Origin of the sequence: Pseudomonas sp. W2-17 (assembly GCF_041060445.1) — a bacterium.
Taxonomy (GTDB): domain Bacteria; phylum Pseudomonadota; class Gammaproteobacteria; order Pseudomonadales; family Pseudomonadaceae; genus Aquipseudomonas.
The window spans coordinates 1-14872 of record NZ_JAUFNS010000037.1 but is presented as its reverse complement, the minus strand read 5'-3'; the positions used below and the strand labels follow the sequence as shown (position 1 = coordinate 14872).

Annotated in this window: 15 protein-coding genes; 10 read left to right on the top strand and 5 right to left on the bottom strand. The window is 60.8% G+C overall.

Going from position 1 to position 14872, the window contains the following annotated elements; genetic code table 11:
• Nucleotides 1-3: 3 nt before the first annotated feature.
• The 3 genes from QWI20_RS26315 to QWI20_RS26305 all read right to left on the bottom strand — a co-directional run bounded on the left by QWI20_RS26315 (nt 4) and on the right by QWI20_RS26305 (nt 2565).
• Nucleotides 4-1005 (bottom strand): diaminopimelate epimerase, encoded by a 1002-nt coding sequence (locus QWI20_RS26315; protein ID WP_369307893.1) that lies wholly within the window; start codon nt 1003-1005, stop codon nt 4-6.
• 66 nt (nt 1006-1071) lie between these two features.
• Entirely contained in the window at nt 1072-1674 is a 603-nt protein-coding gene (locus QWI20_RS26310; protein WP_369307891.1) for a LysE family translocator, read from the bottom strand.
• Between the two features lie 54 nt (nt 1675-1728).
• Complete coding sequence (locus QWI20_RS26305) at nt 1729-2565, bottom strand: AraC family ligand binding domain-containing protein (protein WP_369307890.1); 837 nt, start codon at nt 2563-2565, stop codon at nt 1729-1731.
• Between the two features lie 261 nt (nt 2566-2826).
• Here QWI20_RS26305 and QWI20_RS26300 point away from each other — a divergent pair, with 261 nt between their 5' ends.
• From QWI20_RS26300 to QWI20_RS26265, 8 genes are all read left to right on the top strand, one after another.
• Nucleotides 2827-3168 carry a hypothetical protein gene (locus tag QWI20_RS26300; protein WP_369307889.1) on the top strand — a complete coding sequence of 114 codons (342 nt, stop codon included), beginning with the start codon at nt 2827-2829 and terminating at the stop codon, nt 3166-3168.
• A 40-nt stretch (nt 3169-3208) separates the two neighbouring features.
• Nucleotides 3209-4375 carry a PQQ-dependent sugar dehydrogenase gene (locus QWI20_RS26295; RefSeq protein WP_369307888.1) on the top strand — a complete coding sequence of 389 codons (1167 nt, stop codon included), beginning with the start codon at nt 3209-3211 and terminating at the stop codon, nt 4373-4375.
• Between the two features lie 172 nt (nt 4376-4547).
• Nucleotides 4548-4883 (top strand): helix-turn-helix transcriptional regulator, encoded by a 336-nt coding sequence (locus QWI20_RS26290; protein WP_369307886.1) that lies wholly within the window; start codon nt 4548-4550, stop codon nt 4881-4883.
• A gap of 88 nt (nt 4884-4971) precedes the next feature.
• Nucleotides 4972-5313 (top strand): HipA domain-containing protein, encoded by a 342-nt coding sequence (locus QWI20_RS26285; RefSeq protein WP_369307913.1) that lies wholly within the window; start codon nt 4972-4974, stop codon nt 5311-5313.
• A gap of 142 nt (nt 5314-5455) precedes the next feature.
• A complete protein-coding gene (locus tag QWI20_RS26280; protein ID WP_369307885.1) occupies nt 5456-7627 on the top strand; it encodes a TonB-dependent siderophore receptor in 2172 nt (723 codons plus the stop codon).
• 115 nt (nt 7628-7742) lie between these two features.
• Nucleotides 7743-9062, top strand: a complete 1320-nt coding sequence (locus tag QWI20_RS26275) for an MFS transporter (RefSeq protein WP_369307884.1) — start codon at nt 7743-7745, stop codon at nt 9060-9062.
• A 392-nt stretch (nt 9063-9454) separates the two neighbouring features.
• Nucleotides 9455-9727: a LuxR C-terminal-related transcriptional regulator gene (locus QWI20_RS26270; protein WP_346627547.1), complete on the top strand. Its 273-nt coding sequence runs from the start codon at nt 9455-9457 to the stop codon at nt 9725-9727.
• A 186-nt stretch (nt 9728-9913) separates the two neighbouring features.
• The gene (locus QWI20_RS26265; RefSeq protein ID WP_369307883.1) at nt 9914-10633 is read left to right on the top strand and encodes a hypothetical protein; all 720 of its coding nucleotides are present in this window, start codon (nt 9914-9916) and stop codon (nt 10631-10633) included.
• A 19-nt stretch (nt 10634-10652) separates the two neighbouring features.
• Here the strand turns inward: QWI20_RS26265 and QWI20_RS26260 are convergent, their stop codons facing one another.
• Nucleotides 10653-11744, bottom strand: a complete 1092-nt coding sequence (locus QWI20_RS26260) for a diguanylate cyclase (protein ID WP_369307882.1) — start codon at nt 11742-11744, stop codon at nt 10653-10655.
• Between the two features lie 305 nt (nt 11745-12049).
• On the opposite strand from QWI20_RS26260, the gene QWI20_RS26255 reads away from it, so the two are divergent.
• A complete protein-coding gene (locus tag QWI20_RS26255; protein WP_369307881.1) occupies nt 12050-12685 on the top strand; it encodes a LysE family translocator in 636 nt (211 codons plus the stop codon).
• 105 nt (nt 12686-12790) lie between these two features.
• Nucleotides 12791-13960 carry an RsiV family protein gene (locus tag QWI20_RS26250; protein ID WP_369307880.1) on the top strand — a complete coding sequence of 390 codons (1170 nt, stop codon included), beginning with the start codon at nt 12791-12793 and terminating at the stop codon, nt 13958-13960.
• Between the two features lie 78 nt (nt 13961-14038).
• On the opposite strand, the gene QWI20_RS26245 is transcribed toward QWI20_RS26250, so the two are convergent.
• A complete protein-coding gene (locus QWI20_RS26245) occupies nt 14039-14623 on the bottom strand; it encodes a polyribonucleotide nucleotidyltransferase (protein WP_369307879.1) in 585 nt (194 codons plus the stop codon).
• Nucleotides 14624-14872 lie beyond the last annotated feature (249 nt).

Genomic DNA, 14872 nt, shown 5'->3' with positions numbered 1-14872 from the left:
GGGTCAGGCCTTGATTCGCGCCGTCCCGAACAACTGCACCCGCTGCAACTGCCCGTCGCGCTCGGTCAGGCGCAACGGCGCAGTGCCGCCGGGCATCACCACGTCCACCAAACCCGCTTGAACCCAGCCGCCGAACCAGGCCGCTGACGCAACCGCGCTGGCGCTGGTCCCGGATGACGCCGTCGGGCCTTCGCCCCGTTCGAACACGCGCGCTGCAATGCGGTTCGGCCCCAGACGCGCGGCCCATTGCAGATTGATCCCGCCAGGGCAGGGATCGCCGCTTCCTGATTCGCCGGCGACGAAAGCGATGCGGGTCAGGGCAGCGTTCAGTGCGGCTTCGTGCAGTTGCTCGAAGCTGGGCAGGTCATCGATATCCGCCATCAGCGTGACGCAATGGGGGTTGCCCACCCTGACGAACACACTGGTCTGCCATGCCGGGTGCAATTCCGCCACGCGCTCGACCCGGTTGACCTCGCGCTCATTGAGTAGCGCTCTGCCGACACCGGTTCCTGTCGCGCCCACTGCCTGCGGGCCGAAACCGGGCGCGCCGATGTCCAGCCAGAAGCCGTTCACGCCTTCGACCGTTGCCGGGACAGCTTGGGTTGCAAGGGGGCTGGGCGAGTCAGCATTGTCGTGATGAACGCGCAGGGTGAGCGGCGCGCTGCCGGTGATAAGGTCAGCGTCGGTCAGTGACTGAGCGAAGATGGTCAGGCCGTTGCCGCTGCGTTCAGCGAGGGTGCCGTCGGTGTTGACGATCAGCAGGTCGAACGGCGCGGCGTCCTGAAAAGGGCCGACCAGAAGACCGTCCGAGCGATGGGATTTGCTGCCGGATGGGCGCTGGCCAGCAGGCCAGTCACAGATCGCCGCAATGGCGTGAGCCGTCCAGGCTTGGCGGTGAATCGCGGCTTCGGTCGGTGAGTGAGGAAGGAGAACGCCGAGGGTGCGCAGGGCATCGGGAGCAATCACTGCGTAGATATTGCCGCGAGCGTCGTAGAAGCGAGCCATGGTCAGTCCGGATCAGGGAGTCAGCGCGCATTAAATCACGCCGACCCGCGCGTTGCCGCTCGCCCTTCACACCACCAACGTCAACCACGCCGACACCAGCAACAACACCGCCATCGCTTGATTGAAGCGCTTCATGCTCTGCGCCGAGCGGCAGAATTTCGCGGCGCTGACGCCCAGGTAGGCCCAGGCGCTCATGCACGGGATCGACACCAGGAAGAACGCCAGCGACAGCCACATCACCCGCAGCATGCGGTCAGCGTCGGTGCCTGCGAAGACGCTGACCACGGCCAGCGCCATCATCCAGGTTTTCGGGTTGACCAGTTGCAGGCTCGCCGCGCCCCACAGGCTCAGGGTCGGACCGCTGCGGGTTTGCGTCGGGTCGACTGCTTCGGCGGGCGCGCTGAAAATCTGCCACGCCAGCCAGGTCAGCCAGCCAATGCCGACCCATGACATCAGCGTTTGCACCTGCCGATGCCGCGCCAGCACATCGCCCAGCCCGGTGCCGACCATCAGCACCAGCAATGCCGCACCGGCGCAGGCCCCGAGGACAATCGGCAACGTGCGGAGCAGGCCATAGCGCGAGCTGTTGGTCAGCACCAGAATGTTCGTCGGGCCGGGCGTGATGGAAGCGACGAAGGCGAACAGCAGAAAGGGCAGGAGGGTTTGCATAAGGCCACTCGGCGGTCATTGATCGTGGGGCAATGATCGGCGCGCCGTGGGCGGTCAGTCTGGAACGTTTGAGCAGCGTCGGCGGTAGTCGGCCGGGGTCATGCGATAGGCGCGCTGGAACCAACGGCCCAGATGGCTCTGATCCGCGAAACCAAGGGCAGCCGCGACGCTGACAGGCGCCTCGCCCCGTGCCAGCAGATGCCGGGCGCGGGTCAGGCGCAGTTGGATCAGGTAGGCGTGGGGCGCCAGGCCGAACGCGGCCTTGAACGCGCGACTCAGGCGAAAACGGTCAACGCCGGTCACCTGCGCCAGATCATCCAGGCCGATGTCCTGATGCAAGTGGCTGTGCAGGTAATCACGTGCCCGTTGCGCCACCAGTGACAAGCGCGGATCGGGGTCGATCAGGGTGCGCCAGCGCAAGTGGCTGGTCAGGTTGGCGAGCAGGTGGTCCAGCGCGGTCTGACGCACGATGCGCAGTTCGTCGTGGTGCATCGCTTCGAAGGCGTTGGCGGTGGCGATGGCGAGGCGCGGGTCTTCTGCCAGCGTCGCCGCGAAGCTCAATTGGGCGTTGTCCGGCGCTTCTTCAAACTGCGCGCGCAATTCCCGGTCCAGCCAGCGCGGGTCCAGGTACAACGTGCGGTAAGTGAAGCCGCTCGCTTCCGGGGCAGTGCCGTCGTGGATGTCGCCCGGTTCGAGCAGGAATACTTTCCCCGGCGTGCTGTTGTGCTGCTGTCGACGGCAATTGAACTGCTGCAGACCCTGTTCGGTGATGCCCACCAGATAACTGTCGTGCCAGTGCGGATCGTAGGCATGGCCCTCGAAATGCGCGCGCACTGTCTCGATGCCGGACGTGGCGTCCTGCTTGAGCTCGATCCAGTTACGGTCGGACATCGCGAGGCCTCGGAAGGGGGCTGATTTTGATAGGCGGTCAGTCAATCCTGAACACGTTACCGCGCCGCTTACGGCAGGTCTGGAAGAATCGTGCAGCAGACGACGAAGTGTCGGCGCATGTGAAGGCCCGGCGGGTCGCCGACTACTCTTGTTACAAAGCGAAAGGTCCTACACGTTGCTCATCCACCGTCACAGCGCGAACCTACGCGCTCGATCGCCATCAAAGACCGGAATCGTTACCCATCCCACAGAAGGTAAATGATGAACACTTTTCCACGACGCCTCGCTGTCGTCTTGCTCGGCGGGCTGTTATCCGCTGGCCTGGCGCAGGCCGATGATCACACCGCGCACTCGCCGCCGCTTCTGGCGGCCGCAGGATATCCGAGCCGCTCGATCAACGTTCCCGACAACGGCGCCGTCCGCCGCGCCAACCCCAACAGCCGTCAGGGCACCGAATCCATCGCGCCGCGTGTCGGAGGGCCTAATCCAGGGCCCACTCAAACCCGTCCGCCCACCCTTGAAAACGGTGGCGTCGGCAACGGTTATCCGACCCGGCAACAACCTGCTCGACCTTCCAGCGATACCGAACGCCGCAGCAACTGAAACCACCGCCAGCATCTCTTCCATTTCGAAGGAATCGCCTATGTTGCGTACCACATCTCTCCGCAAAACCTTGCTAGCGACCTTATGCGCCTCCGCATTACTGGGCTTCTCCGTGCAGGCCACTGCCGCGACCTACCAGAGCGAGACCGGCACGCTGACCGTCGATGAGGTCGTCGGCGGGTTGCAGCATCCGTGGGCGGTGGCGTTTTTACCGAATTCCCAAGGCATGTTGGTCACCGAGCGTACGGGCAACCTGCGTCGGTTAACGCCTGACGGCAAACTGTCGGCGCCGATCTCCGGCGTGCCGAAGGTCTGGGTGCAAGGGCAGGGCGGTTTGCTGGACGTCGAGCTGTCGCCGGATTTCGCCAAGGACCGCATGGTCTACCTGACCTACTCCGAGGCCGCGAGCGACGGCAAAACCGGCGGCACGGCGGCGGGGCGCGCAAGGCTTTCGGATGACATGACTCAACTGGAAGGCTTCACGCGCATCTTCCAGCAGCAGCCGAAACTGTCGGTGGGCAACCACTTCGGGTCGCGCATCGTCTTTGATCGCGACGGTTACATGTTCATCGCGCTGGGCGAAAACAATGACAAGGCCACGGCTCAGGACCTCGACAAGCTGCAGGGCAAGGTCGTGCGCCTGTACCCCGACGGCACTGTGCCTAAGGACAACCCCTTTGTCGGCCAGCAAAACGTGCGCCCGGAAATCTGGAGTTACGGCCATCGCAATCAACAGGGCGCCGCGCTCAATCCCTGGACCGGCACGTTGTGGACCAACGAGCACGGCCCGCGTGGCGGCGACGAAATCAACATCATCGAACGCGCCGCCAATTACGGCTGGCCGATCTCGACCTTCGGCATCGACTACAGCGGCCAGCCGATTGCCGAGTCCAAAGGCAAGATAGTTGAGGGCGTGAAAAACCCGTTCCACGTGTGGGAGAAATCCCCGGGCGTCAGTGGCATGGCGTTCTACGACTCAAGCACGTTTAAGGCGTGGGACCACAACGTCTTCATCGGTGCGCTGGCGTCTGACGAACTGATTCGTCTGGAGCTCAAGGACGACAAAGTGGTGCACGAAGAGCGTTTGCTGGGCGAGCTCAAGTCCCGCATCCGCGACGTGCGCCAAGGCCCGGATGGGTACGTGTATGTGCTGACGGATGAGGACAACGGCAAGTTGCTGAAGGTGGGGTTGAAGGTGGAGCAGTAGGCTATTTTTGTAACGCATATGGCTCATCTTTGAGTGCATGAGCTTTTTGTGGTTCATGGCTCTGCAGATGTAATCTATATGGCTCATACTAAATCAGTGAGCCGTATAGAGCTCTTAAAGCTTGACCTGAGCCATATACCTTACATACTCGCTGCTCGACAGTGAGGCTCCCATGAAAACCACCCTGCTGGACCAAATCAGAAAGCGGCGCATGGCGCTAGGCCTGCAAATTCAGCAGATGCCTCTGCGTGCGGGCCTGACGCGTCAGCAGTACGGCAAGATCGAAGCGGGTGGGAATCCGCGTTTGACGACCCTCGACCAGATCGCGGAAGGACTTGATGCCTCGCTGCTTCTCGTCCCCAAGTCAAAGCTTGCGGCGGTGCAGCGAATCCTCGACAGCGAAGCAGCACACGACAGTGATCGCCCGTACGCAGTGCAGGCGAATGAATCTTCAGGTGCAGAGCATTTCATTCACGAGGCCGACGAGAGTCCGTGGGGTGATCTCTGATGGCTGATGAAACGGTAGCGGCTTTGCAGCTGACCCTTCAGGGAGAGCGTGTGGGGTACGTTGCGGGGTACTCCAATGGCAAAAACGTCTGAAGAACTGGAGCATGATTTATCGCGACGGCCGAAACGCCGAGCTTTCACCGGCCTATGACATTGTCACGACCAAGGCCTACATTGCCGACGAAACCAAGCTCGCCTTGAATATGGCCAAGGCCAGAAGCTGGTATGGCATGTCACTCGAGCACTTCAAGAAATGGGCTGAACACGGCGACATTCCCTGGCGACCGGTCCTTTACAACTTGAGAGCGGCCATCGACAGCGCACGCACTCTATGGCCCGATGCGCTGGAAAATAGCCCCATGCCAGACACGCAGAAAGCCGCATTGCGCGCGCACTGGAAAGATCTGCATCCAGACTTCCGTATCGGATGATCCCTCGCGATCTTCATCACACCTGGCCCACCTCACATCAATCCCGGTTGTAAAAACGCCGCGCAGAACGTAAAAGAGGCGCCGCCGAACTGGCCTGCGTTTCTCGTTGCCCGACTGCCCATCACCAGGAATTCACCCGCCGATGATCACCTCGTCCCGTCCCGCTGCCGGTTTCACCCGTCGGCTGTTGCCGCTGAGTATCGCTTTCGCTTCGCCGTGGCTGGCGGCCCAGGAAGCGGAGACGGTGACGCTGGATGCGCTGCGGGTGACCGGGGATCAGGAGTCGATCTATCAGGCGAGCAGCGCGTCGGTGGGCGGGTTCAGCGAAGCGCCGCTGCGCGATACGCCGGCCTCGATATCGGTGTTCACCGCCGAGCGGCTGAAGGACCAGCAGGCCAAGCTGCTCAGCGATGTCCTGCGCACCGACGCCTCGGTGGGCGACAGCTATGCGCCGGTGGGTTACTACGAGAATTTCGTCGTGCGCGGTTTCTCGCTCAACGCGGCGAACAGCTACCGCATCAATGGGCGCAGCATCACTGGCGAGCAGAACGTGGCGCTGGAAAACAAGGAACAGGTCGAGTTGCTCAAGGGGCTCTCCGGCCTGCAGAGTGGCGTGTCCGAGCCGGCGGGCGTGATCAATTACAAGACCAAACGCCCGGAAGACGTGCGCTCGGTGACGGTCTCGACCAACGAGCACGGCGAGCGCTACATCGCCACGGACGTCGGCGGCTGGTTCGGCAGCGAGAAGCAATTTGGGCTGCGCGCCAACGTTGCCCATGAGGACATTCGTTCCTACGTCGAGCACGCCAATGGTCAGCGGGATTTCGCCTCGCTGGCCTTCGACTGGAACATCAACGACCAGTCCACCCTGCAGCTCGACGTCGAATACCAGACCAAGGAACAGCGCTCGGTGCCGGGCTATCAATTGCTCGGCGGCACCGAGCTGCCCCATGACGCCTCACCGCGAAAATTGCTGGGCTATCAAAGCGGCTCGAACCCGGTGGGCATCGACTCGCTGAACATGACCGGTCGCTACGAATACCGGCTCAGCGACGACTGGAAAGCCAGCCTCAGCGCGTCACGCAGCCGCGTGGTCATCGATGATTACAGCGCTTTCGCCTACGGCTGCTATTACCAGAGCGACTGCCCTGCCGAGCCGCTGACCGGGCATTTCACGCCAAGTGGCGGCTACGACATCTATGATTTCCGCAGCCCGGACGACACGCGGCGCAACGATGAAGTCGAAGCGTCGATGACCGGCCTTTTCGACACCGGCTGGCTCAAGCATGAGCTGACGTTCGGCAGCAGTGCGTTCCGGCGCACGGTCGACACCCGCCCGTATTTCAGCGAATACATCGGGTCCGGCAACATCCACGAGACGCCGGACAGCTTTGCGCCGTCGGACCTTTCCGTGGGCCACACCGAACGGCGCCTGGACAGCCGCCAGTACGGGCTCTTTGCCACCGACCGCATCAGTTTCAACGAGCATTGGCAGACAGTGATCGGCGGGCGTGAAGTGAAGCTCGATGAAAAAGCCTACAACGAGGACGGCAGCGAGAACCGTCACACCGAGCGCTCGATCTTCCTGCCCCAGGCTGCGCTGATCTACAAACCGATCGACAACGTTTCGCTGTACACCAGCTACAGCAAAGGGTTGTCTCTGGGCGGCACGGCGTCGGTGTTTGACAGCAATATCGGGGAAATCCTCGCGCCGACGATCTCTCGCCAACTGGAAGCCGGGGTCAAATACGACTGGCGCCGGATGAGTTTCACTGCGGCGGTATTCCAGACCCGCCAGGCCTATCAGTATTCCAAACCCCAGGACGACGGCAGCCTGACTTTCGTTCAGCAAGGCCAGCAGAAAAACACCGGCGTCGAGCTGAGCGCCAATGGTTACGTGACCTCGCAGCTGCAGATGTCGGCCAGCGTCGCGGCCATTCGCGCGCGGGTTGAAGACAGCGGAACGGCGGCTTACGAAGATCATCAGGCGATCAACGTGCCCAAATTCCGTGGCAGTTTGTCAGCGGACTACGCACTGCCGATTCAAGGGCTGGCGCTGTTGGGCGGCGTGCAATACAGCGCCAGCAAATACGCCAACCGCGAAGGCTCGGTGAAAGTCGATGATTACGCGGTGTTTAACGCCGGCAGCCGCTACAGCACGAAAATCGAGGGTTACGACACGGTCTTGCGCCTGACGGTCGATAACCTGTTCGACAAGCGTTACTGGCGCGACGCGGGCGAATACCTGGGGGACGATTACCTGTTCCTCGGCGCACCGCGTACGGCGCGGGTGTCGGCGACGGTGAATTTTTAACTCAGCCGCTGAAACGCGTCAGCCGTCAGCGATCCGCCCGCAAGCCGTCAGCTTTGTTATCCTGCGCGCCTTTGTCGCACCCGAGTGCGTTTCAACCTGTGATTTGGGGTCTTTCATGACAGCCATTCTTCGACCACGCCCACAACCCATCAGCCGGGGAGACTACAAAACCCTTGGCCTGGCGGCACTGGGCGGGGCGCTGGAAATCTACGATTTCATCATCTTCGTGTTTTTCGCCCTGACGCTCAGTCAGCTGTTCTTTCCGCCGGAAATGCCCGAGTGGCTGCGCCTGCTGCAAAGCTTCGGCATCTTCGTCACCGGCTACCTGGCGCGGCCGCTGGGCGGCATTCTGATGGCGCACTTCGCCGACAAGCTCGGTCGCAAGCGCGTGTTCAGCCTCAGTATTCTGATGATGGCGCTGCCCTGTCTGCTGATCGGCGTGATGCCGACCTATGCCGAAATTGGCTACTGGGCGCCGCTGATCCTGCTGGCGCTGCGCATCCTTCAGGGTGCGGCCGTTGGCGGCGAAGTGCCGAGCGCCTGGGTGTTCGTCGCCGAGCACGCGCCAAAAGGTCACCGCGGTTATGCGCTGGGTGTTTTGCAAGCCGGGCTGACCTTCGGCTACCTCATCGGCGCGCTCACCGCGACCTGGCTGGCGAAGGTGTTCAGTCACGCGGAAATCCTCGATTACGCCTGGCGCATCCCGTTTCTGCTGGGCGGCGTCTTCGGCGTCATCGGTGTTTGGCTGCGACGCTGGCTCAGCGAGACGCCGGTGTTCATGGCCATGCATGCCCAGCGCGAGGGCATGACTGAGCTGCCGCTGCGCGCTGTCCTACGCCAGCACCGGCAATCTCTGCTGCCGGCGGCGTTACTGACCTGCGTGCTGACGTCTGCCGTCGTGACGCTGGTGGTCATCACGCCTACGGTGATGCAGCAGCGCTTCGGCATGAGCCCCAGCGACACCTTCGCCCTGAGCAGCGTCGGCATTGTTTTCCTCAACATCGGTTGCGTGCTGGCCGGCATGCTGGTCGATCGTATCGGCGCCTGGCGCGGCGTGGTGCTTTACAGCCTGCTGCTGCCCGTTGGCGTCGGCGTGCTCTATGCCAGTCTGGTCAGTCACTGGTTGCCGTTGAGCCTCGCCTACGCAGTGGCCGGTCTGGCCTGCGGTATCGTCGGCGTCGTGCCTTCGGTCATGGTTGGACTGTTCCCGGCGAACATTCGCGTCTCCGGCATCTCGTTGACCTACAACATCAGCTACGCACTGTGGGCAAGCACCACGCCGCTGGCGCTGATCGCCTTGATGCCATGGAGTCCGTGGGTGTGCGTCGGCTATTGCGTGATCATGGGCGCAGTCGGTCTGGTGACGGCTATGTTCTTTGGCCTGCGCAAGGGCATGCAGGTCGATGACCCGCGGGTAGTGCGGGCTGGAAACTGAAAGGGCACAGGGCGTCGCAATGGCGCCCGTGTCGAGCAATGGTGCGGATTTCAAATCCGTGCCATTTCAAGCGAGATTGATACCCTGATTTGTAACAGATGATTGTAATTATCATTTGCAGCGTTTATTGTCCCCGTCTATACAACTGACCCGCTTTTATATATCCACACGGCCTGCACTTGGGTCGTGTTCGATTACTTTGTCTGCGTGTTTTAGTAGGGATGCTTCGCAAATATCTGTAGGAAAATTTACTTGTTATTGTTCGGTTACTAACCGGGCTTGACCGTGTAAATGATTAAAGCGTTAAAAACCTGAATATCAATAAAAACAATGTCACGGCCCTGGCAGATGTAATGCCATGGCCGGCAAGTCGCGGAGACGGTTAAGGGCCAATGTTGGAAGAAGAACGCAAGCGCAAACGGTTGAATAAAGCCACTCCCCGAGAGCAGGAAGTCTTGCTTCTATTGCTGCAGGGGCATACCAACAAGGACATCGCGCAACGGCTGGGGATCAGTGATTACACGGCTCGCGACCACGTTTCGGCGTTGCTGCGAAAGAACGAGGTGAAGAACCGCGCACAGCTCATTGCGCTGCACATCACGGCGCCGCGAAAGAAAAAACTGCTCCCACCCCTACATCTGACGGATTGTTCCGTTGAACGGTAAGTGCATAATTAACCCAATTTTATAACCAGACTTCCAATCCGTCGGCAGCGGAATTGTCTGTGGTTAGGTTTATTCGTAGTGCACGGCTTTCTCCATGAAGACTTCGCTCTCAGTATTTTAATTTTTTAAATAAAAGTAATCGCCACGGCGCACCCAAAATAACAACCAATAATAAGGATGGAATCGATGACCCTTCAAATCGCAACCGCTGAGCCCTTGAAGCAACCGTGCATCGATGCAGACTTTAATGTGGACGCCTCGTCCGCGTTTCAGCAATTGGTCGATGAGCAAAGTCGGCTGTCCCGAGACCAACTGAGCGAGCTGCACAAGCAATGGCTCGGGCCCCATGGCGTGTTTGCCACCTTCAGCGCAGAGGTCGAGCGACTGGGGCGTCAGGCTCCTGCGCTGGATGATCTCTCCAGCCTTGGCAGCGCAGAGCGTATGAACGAGGCCGAACGGGCGGTGGCCTTCGCGCTGGCGCAGAGCAATCGCCGGCGCGCGGTGAACAACCCCTTCGGCTCACGCTCGCGTCAGGACCTGTGCTGCGTGGTGTTCAACGAGACCGACGCATACACCCTGGCGGAGCGATACGCCGCGTACGAGGCCATGCGCCAGAGCGACTCGGATTTCTTCATCAAACTGATCGCCACCACCCGCGGCGTCACGGAGCGGCGCATCGTCTTTCGCGGCTTGCTCGAACATTACGACCGGCTGTTGCCGATCGAAAAAAGCATTTACCCCGAGGCCTACCGCGACGTGCAGCAAACGCATCTGGATCGGGAAGAAGGGTTATATGGGCCGCTGATATTGGGCGACAGCCTGCACAATTTGCTGTCACTCATGACACCGCTTGAGCTGCTCAAGCAGGTTAAGGCACCTACCGATGCCATGGCCTGCAGTGAATAGCGAATCTTTCGGACCTCAATTACGTCGCTGACTCACCCAGCGCAGCACCCTCGCGCGCAGCCGCTTCGCTGGACGGCTGCGCTGGCGTGACCCGATTGCGCCCGGCGCTTTTTGCGTCGTACAGCGCCATGTCGGCTTCGTGGAGCCACATGCCGGCGTCGGTCTGGTGCGCGCCATATGCCGCGACGCCGATACTCAGGCTCAGCTTGAAATCGGGCAGCGCCGAGTGGGCGTGGTCATGAACCGTGCGGCGCAGGCGTTCGAGTATCTCCATCGCCTGGGTCAAGGTGGTGTCGGGCAGGATGACGCAGAATTCGTCGCCGCCGTAACGGCCGGCCAGATCGGTCTGTCGCAGGCTGGCGGACAGCGCGTTGCTCAGTTGCTTGAGCACGTTGTCGCCGGTGATGTGGCCGTAGGTGTCGTTGATGGATTTGAAGTGGTCGATGTCGATCAATGCCACGCTGTGCTGGCGATTGAGCGTCTGGCATTTATCGAACTCCAGCGCCAGTCGATCCTTCCACGCGCCGTGGTTCATGAGGCCTGTGAGGCTGTCGGTGGTGCTGAGTTTTTCCAGCGCTTTCTTGCTTCTGGAGAGCTGCACGGCGACTTGATAACAGACCAGCCCGATGGCCATCGGGTAGATCACCAGCATGGGCAGGCAGGCGAAGACTTGCAGCTGAGTGACGTGCGGAAATAACGCAGGGAGGAAAATGGTGTACGCCACCAGTGCGCCTGCTACCTGCGCCAGCGAACCCAATACAAACAGACGCAAACCACCGGACGCGATGTTGTTCATCGCCATCATCGACAGCACCGTCACGGTCGGCAGCGGGCTGATCCCCATGGCCCCTGCCCAGAAGCCGCCGCCCAGCGAGTCGTAAATCAGGTTGCGGCGCTCGGCGGCGTACGGGTGACGTGAGCGCTTGGCGAGCAGGTAAGCCATGTGCGGCCAGCCATAACCGTGGGCGATCATGGCGATCCACACCCAGAGCGGCGGATGGGAAGGGTACAGCGCTGCAGCCACCGAGAAGAACCCAATGCCCAGACCGATACTGCGCGGAAGGTACATGCGTCTGGCGAAGGAGAGACCTTTTTGGACCGAAGTGTTCATAGCGCTTCACCGGGTTGTGACGCTGCATCCCGACTGCCACATCGGTCACGACCCACGACTCCGAGTGTCCCTCGCCAACGGGACGCTGGGAAGAGCCCTTTGCCACTATTGAGCAAATAATTCACGCCGGCTGTCGCCACAGGGTGAGGTGATGCATGTGTCGTTTGGCTCAGCGTTGGGTGTCGTCTGTCATGGCGTGTTTTCCGGTCATCTGTATATAGACCGTTCTACAAAGGTTGGCTGAAATAGGGCGGCAATTCGGCGCGGTCCGGATGCGTATTCCGTCACGCCGGCAGGAGCCCACGATGCCCGAACTCTCGAACCTCATCGCTTTTTCCCTGATCGCCCTCGGTATGGTGCTGACGCCAGGGCCGAACATGATTTACGTCATTTCGCGATCCATCTCACAAGGGCGCAAGGCGGGGCTGATCTCCCTCGGCGGCGTGGCGGTCGGCTTTATCTTCTACATGCTCTGCGCGGCGTTTGGCATCACCGGCCTGGTCATGGCGGTTCCCTATGCCTACGACACACTGCGCATGGCGGGTGTGGTGTATTTGCTGTACCTCGCCTGGCAGGCGGTGAAACCGTGCGGTCGCTCGCCTTTTCAAGTGAGGGATTTGCCCCAGGACAGTAACCGACAGCTGTTCCTGATGGGCCTGATGACCAACCTGTTCAATCCCAAAGTGGCGGTGCTTTACCTGTCGCTGTTGCCGCAGTTCATCACCGTCGGCGACGGCACCAGCGTACTCAGCCAGTCGCTGATCTTGGGCAGCGCGCAGATTCTGGTGAGCCTGAGTGTGAATGCGATGGTCGCCATGGCCGCGGGCGCCATCGCCGTGTTTCTGACCCAGAAGCCCGGTTGCGCAGCGGTGCAGCGTTGGCTGATGGGCACGGTGTTGTTCGGGTTTGCGGTGCGGATGGCAGCGGAGGGCAGGCGGTAACCGCGCTGTCACGCTTCGAGGAAATCACGGCTGGCCCTTGCCAGACGCTCCGCGATTCGGGAGATTACTGGCCCGACTCGCTAGCATCATCACAAGGGACGTCTGATGCCTGTTTCTCTCTCCGTTTTGCGTATCACCTGCCTCACCGCGCTGATCGCGCCATTTACCCTGCACGCCGAGAATGCGGTCCATGTGCTGACAGGCACCTTGGGTAAATCGCCCATCGTCGTCGAGCTGGATCTCACCAGCGCTGAAGACGTGACGGGCCGCTATTTCTACGAGAAGTACCACAAGGACCTGCCGCTTTCCGGCACTTCCAAAGGCAATGATCTGACGCTCACTGAGGGCTCGAGCTACGACGACGAAGCCAAGTTGCCGAAGCTGGTCCTTCATAAAAATCCGGACGCGACCTGGACCGGGGATTGGAGCAGCAAGGGCAAGTCCTACAAGGTGCAACTGGCCGAGCGCGCCGTCACCGCACCGGATGCTTCCGCCGAACCGGGTTGGCAGGACATTTACAAACAGTCGGCCTATGACTACCTACGGCTCACACATCTGCCGCTCAAGGCAGACAAAAAAGCCACGTTCATGGGCCACGGGCTGCAATGGTGGGTCGAGCCGGAGTCGGGCGTCTCGATGTTTGAAATCACGTCGGGTTACGCGCCGGAGCAGGCCGCACGTATCAATCAGCAGCTGCGCTGGCGCTTGTGGCAGGAGGTTGTCAGCTACAACCAGTGCATGCTCAATGCCAGTCGCAACGGCGGTGATTTTGCGCAGACGGTCACGCCGCGCTTGCTGACGCCTGGCATCGTGAGCTTGAGCATCTTCACCGATTATGATTGCGGCGGCGCGCACCCGGACTTCGGCGACTCGCCGCTGAATCTGGATGCCAGCACGGGGAAGGAGTTGACGCTGGAAGATGTGGCGTGGGTCGGCAAAGGCGCGCCGTTTCATTACGAACGTGATGAAGAAGGGGGTGTGAGTTTCGACACGTATTCGGACTACCGCGGCAAAGCCTTCGCTCCTTGGCTCGTTGAGCAGTTAAAAGCGGCGCACCCTGCAGACATGGTGAAGCCTGCTACCGAAGACGACTGCGATTACACGGATCCGTCGGTCTGGGAGTTTCCGTCGTGGTATTTCACTGAAAAAGGCATCGTGTTCGGCCCCTCTTTCGCTCGCGTCATGCGCGCGTGTGAAAGTCCCGAATGGTCGACCGTGCCTTACAGCGTAATCAAGGCGCATCCGGGCGGGACCAAACTGACGCTGCCGGAATGATCAGGCCCACGTGATCAGATTGATGATCTGACATCGCTGCTTTTTCGGCTGCAACTGCTGCCGGAAAAGCAGCAACCCTCACTTCCCGCCGGTCACACCCTTGACCACCTCGGCGTGTGCCTTGGCATCCTTCGCCAGGGAGATCACGTTCACCATCGCCGTGCGTTTGCCGTAGGCCGCTGTAATCGTCGTGCTCAGCACCCGACCGCCGTCTACGCTCCCTGAGATATCCAGCTGACGCATGCCGACGCCTTTTCGTACGATCTTCTTCTCGCCCAGCTTCTTGAAGTCTTTGTAGCTGGACTGCTGCTGTTGCAGTGTGTCGGCGATGATGCCGTCGAGGGTTGGCTTGTCGTTGGCGCCGACCTTCTGGTCATTGGGCAGCGGCGCTTCGGTGATGATGACCACGCGCTTGGCTGGCTTGTTCATGTACAGCGAGCCGGTAACGCCGGCGGCCCTGGCCTTGGCATCAATTTCTTCCATGGGGCCTTTGACGTAGTCCTTCGGCAGGGTGAAGGCAAATTTGCCGCCGAGCATCGCGACTTTTTGCCCAGAAGGTTTCGGCGCGGGTTTGGCTTTGGTTGCGGCCTGCGCGCCGACCATGCCCAGGCATGAAGCCAGCGCGGTGCAGACCAGCAGGGTTCTTAAACTGAACAAGCGCATTCCGACCACTCCTGGGGATGATTCCTACATAGGTCCAGCATTTTGCCTGAGGGTGATGGCAGGTTGATAGTCGTGAGGGTGATGGTGCCAGCGGCAATCGTTAATGCCGGTCCGATGGGGCGAACGGGTATCCACGTAGGACCGGCTTCAGCCGGGAAGAGGCCGGTATGTACAACACAATATGTGCAGTGTGACGCCTGACGCCTTCCCGGCTAAAGCCAGTCCCACAGGGTATGCGGCATGAACCAA

Bases quoted from the DNA above. Each gene is read 5' to 3' on its own strand.
- QWI20_RS26315 (WP_369307893.1), bottom strand. From the start codon at position 1,005: ATGGCTCGCTTCTACGACGCTCGCGGCAATATCTACGCAGTGATTGCT.
- QWI20_RS26310 (WP_369307891.1), bottom strand. From the start codon at position 1,674: ATGCAAACCCTCCTGCCCTTTCTGCTGTTCGCCTTCGTCGCTTCCATC.
- QWI20_RS26305 (WP_369307890.1), bottom strand. From the start codon at position 2,565: ATGTCCGACCGTAACTGGATCGAGCTCAAGCAGGACGCCACGTCCGGC.
- QWI20_RS26300 (WP_369307889.1), top strand. From the start codon at position 2,827: ATGAACACTTTTCCACGACGCCTCGCTGTCGTCTTGCTCGGCGGGCTG.
- QWI20_RS26295 (WP_369307888.1), top strand. From the start codon at position 3,209: ATGTTGCGTACCACATCTCTCCGCAAAACCTTGCTAGCGACCTTATGC.
- QWI20_RS26290 (WP_369307886.1), top strand. From the start codon at position 4,548: ATGAAAACCACCCTGCTGGACCAAATCAGAAAGCGGCGCATGGCGCTA.
- QWI20_RS26280 (WP_369307885.1), top strand. From the start codon at position 5,456: ATGATCACCTCGTCCCGTCCCGCTGCCGGTTTCACCCGTCGGCTGTTG.
- QWI20_RS26275 (WP_369307884.1), top strand. From the start codon at position 7,743: ATGACAGCCATTCTTCGACCACGCCCACAACCCATCAGCCGGGGAGAC.
- QWI20_RS26270 (WP_346627547.1), top strand. From the start codon at position 9,455: ATGTTGGAAGAAGAACGCAAGCGCAAACGGTTGAATAAAGCCACTCCC.
- QWI20_RS26265 (WP_369307883.1), top strand. From the start codon at position 9,914: ATGACCCTTCAAATCGCAACCGCTGAGCCCTTGAAGCAACCGTGCATC.
- QWI20_RS26260 (WP_369307882.1), bottom strand. From the start codon at position 11,744: ATGAACACTTCGGTCCAAAAAGGTCTCTCCTTCGCCAGACGCATGTAC.
- QWI20_RS26255 (WP_369307881.1), top strand. From the start codon at position 12,050: ATGCCCGAACTCTCGAACCTCATCGCTTTTTCCCTGATCGCCCTCGGT.
- QWI20_RS26250 (WP_369307880.1), top strand. From the start codon at position 12,791: ATGCCTGTTTCTCTCTCCGTTTTGCGTATCACCTGCCTCACCGCGCTG.
- QWI20_RS26245 (WP_369307879.1), bottom strand. From the start codon at position 14,623: ATGCGCTTGTTCAGTTTAAGAACCCTGCTGGTCTGCACCGCGCTGGCT.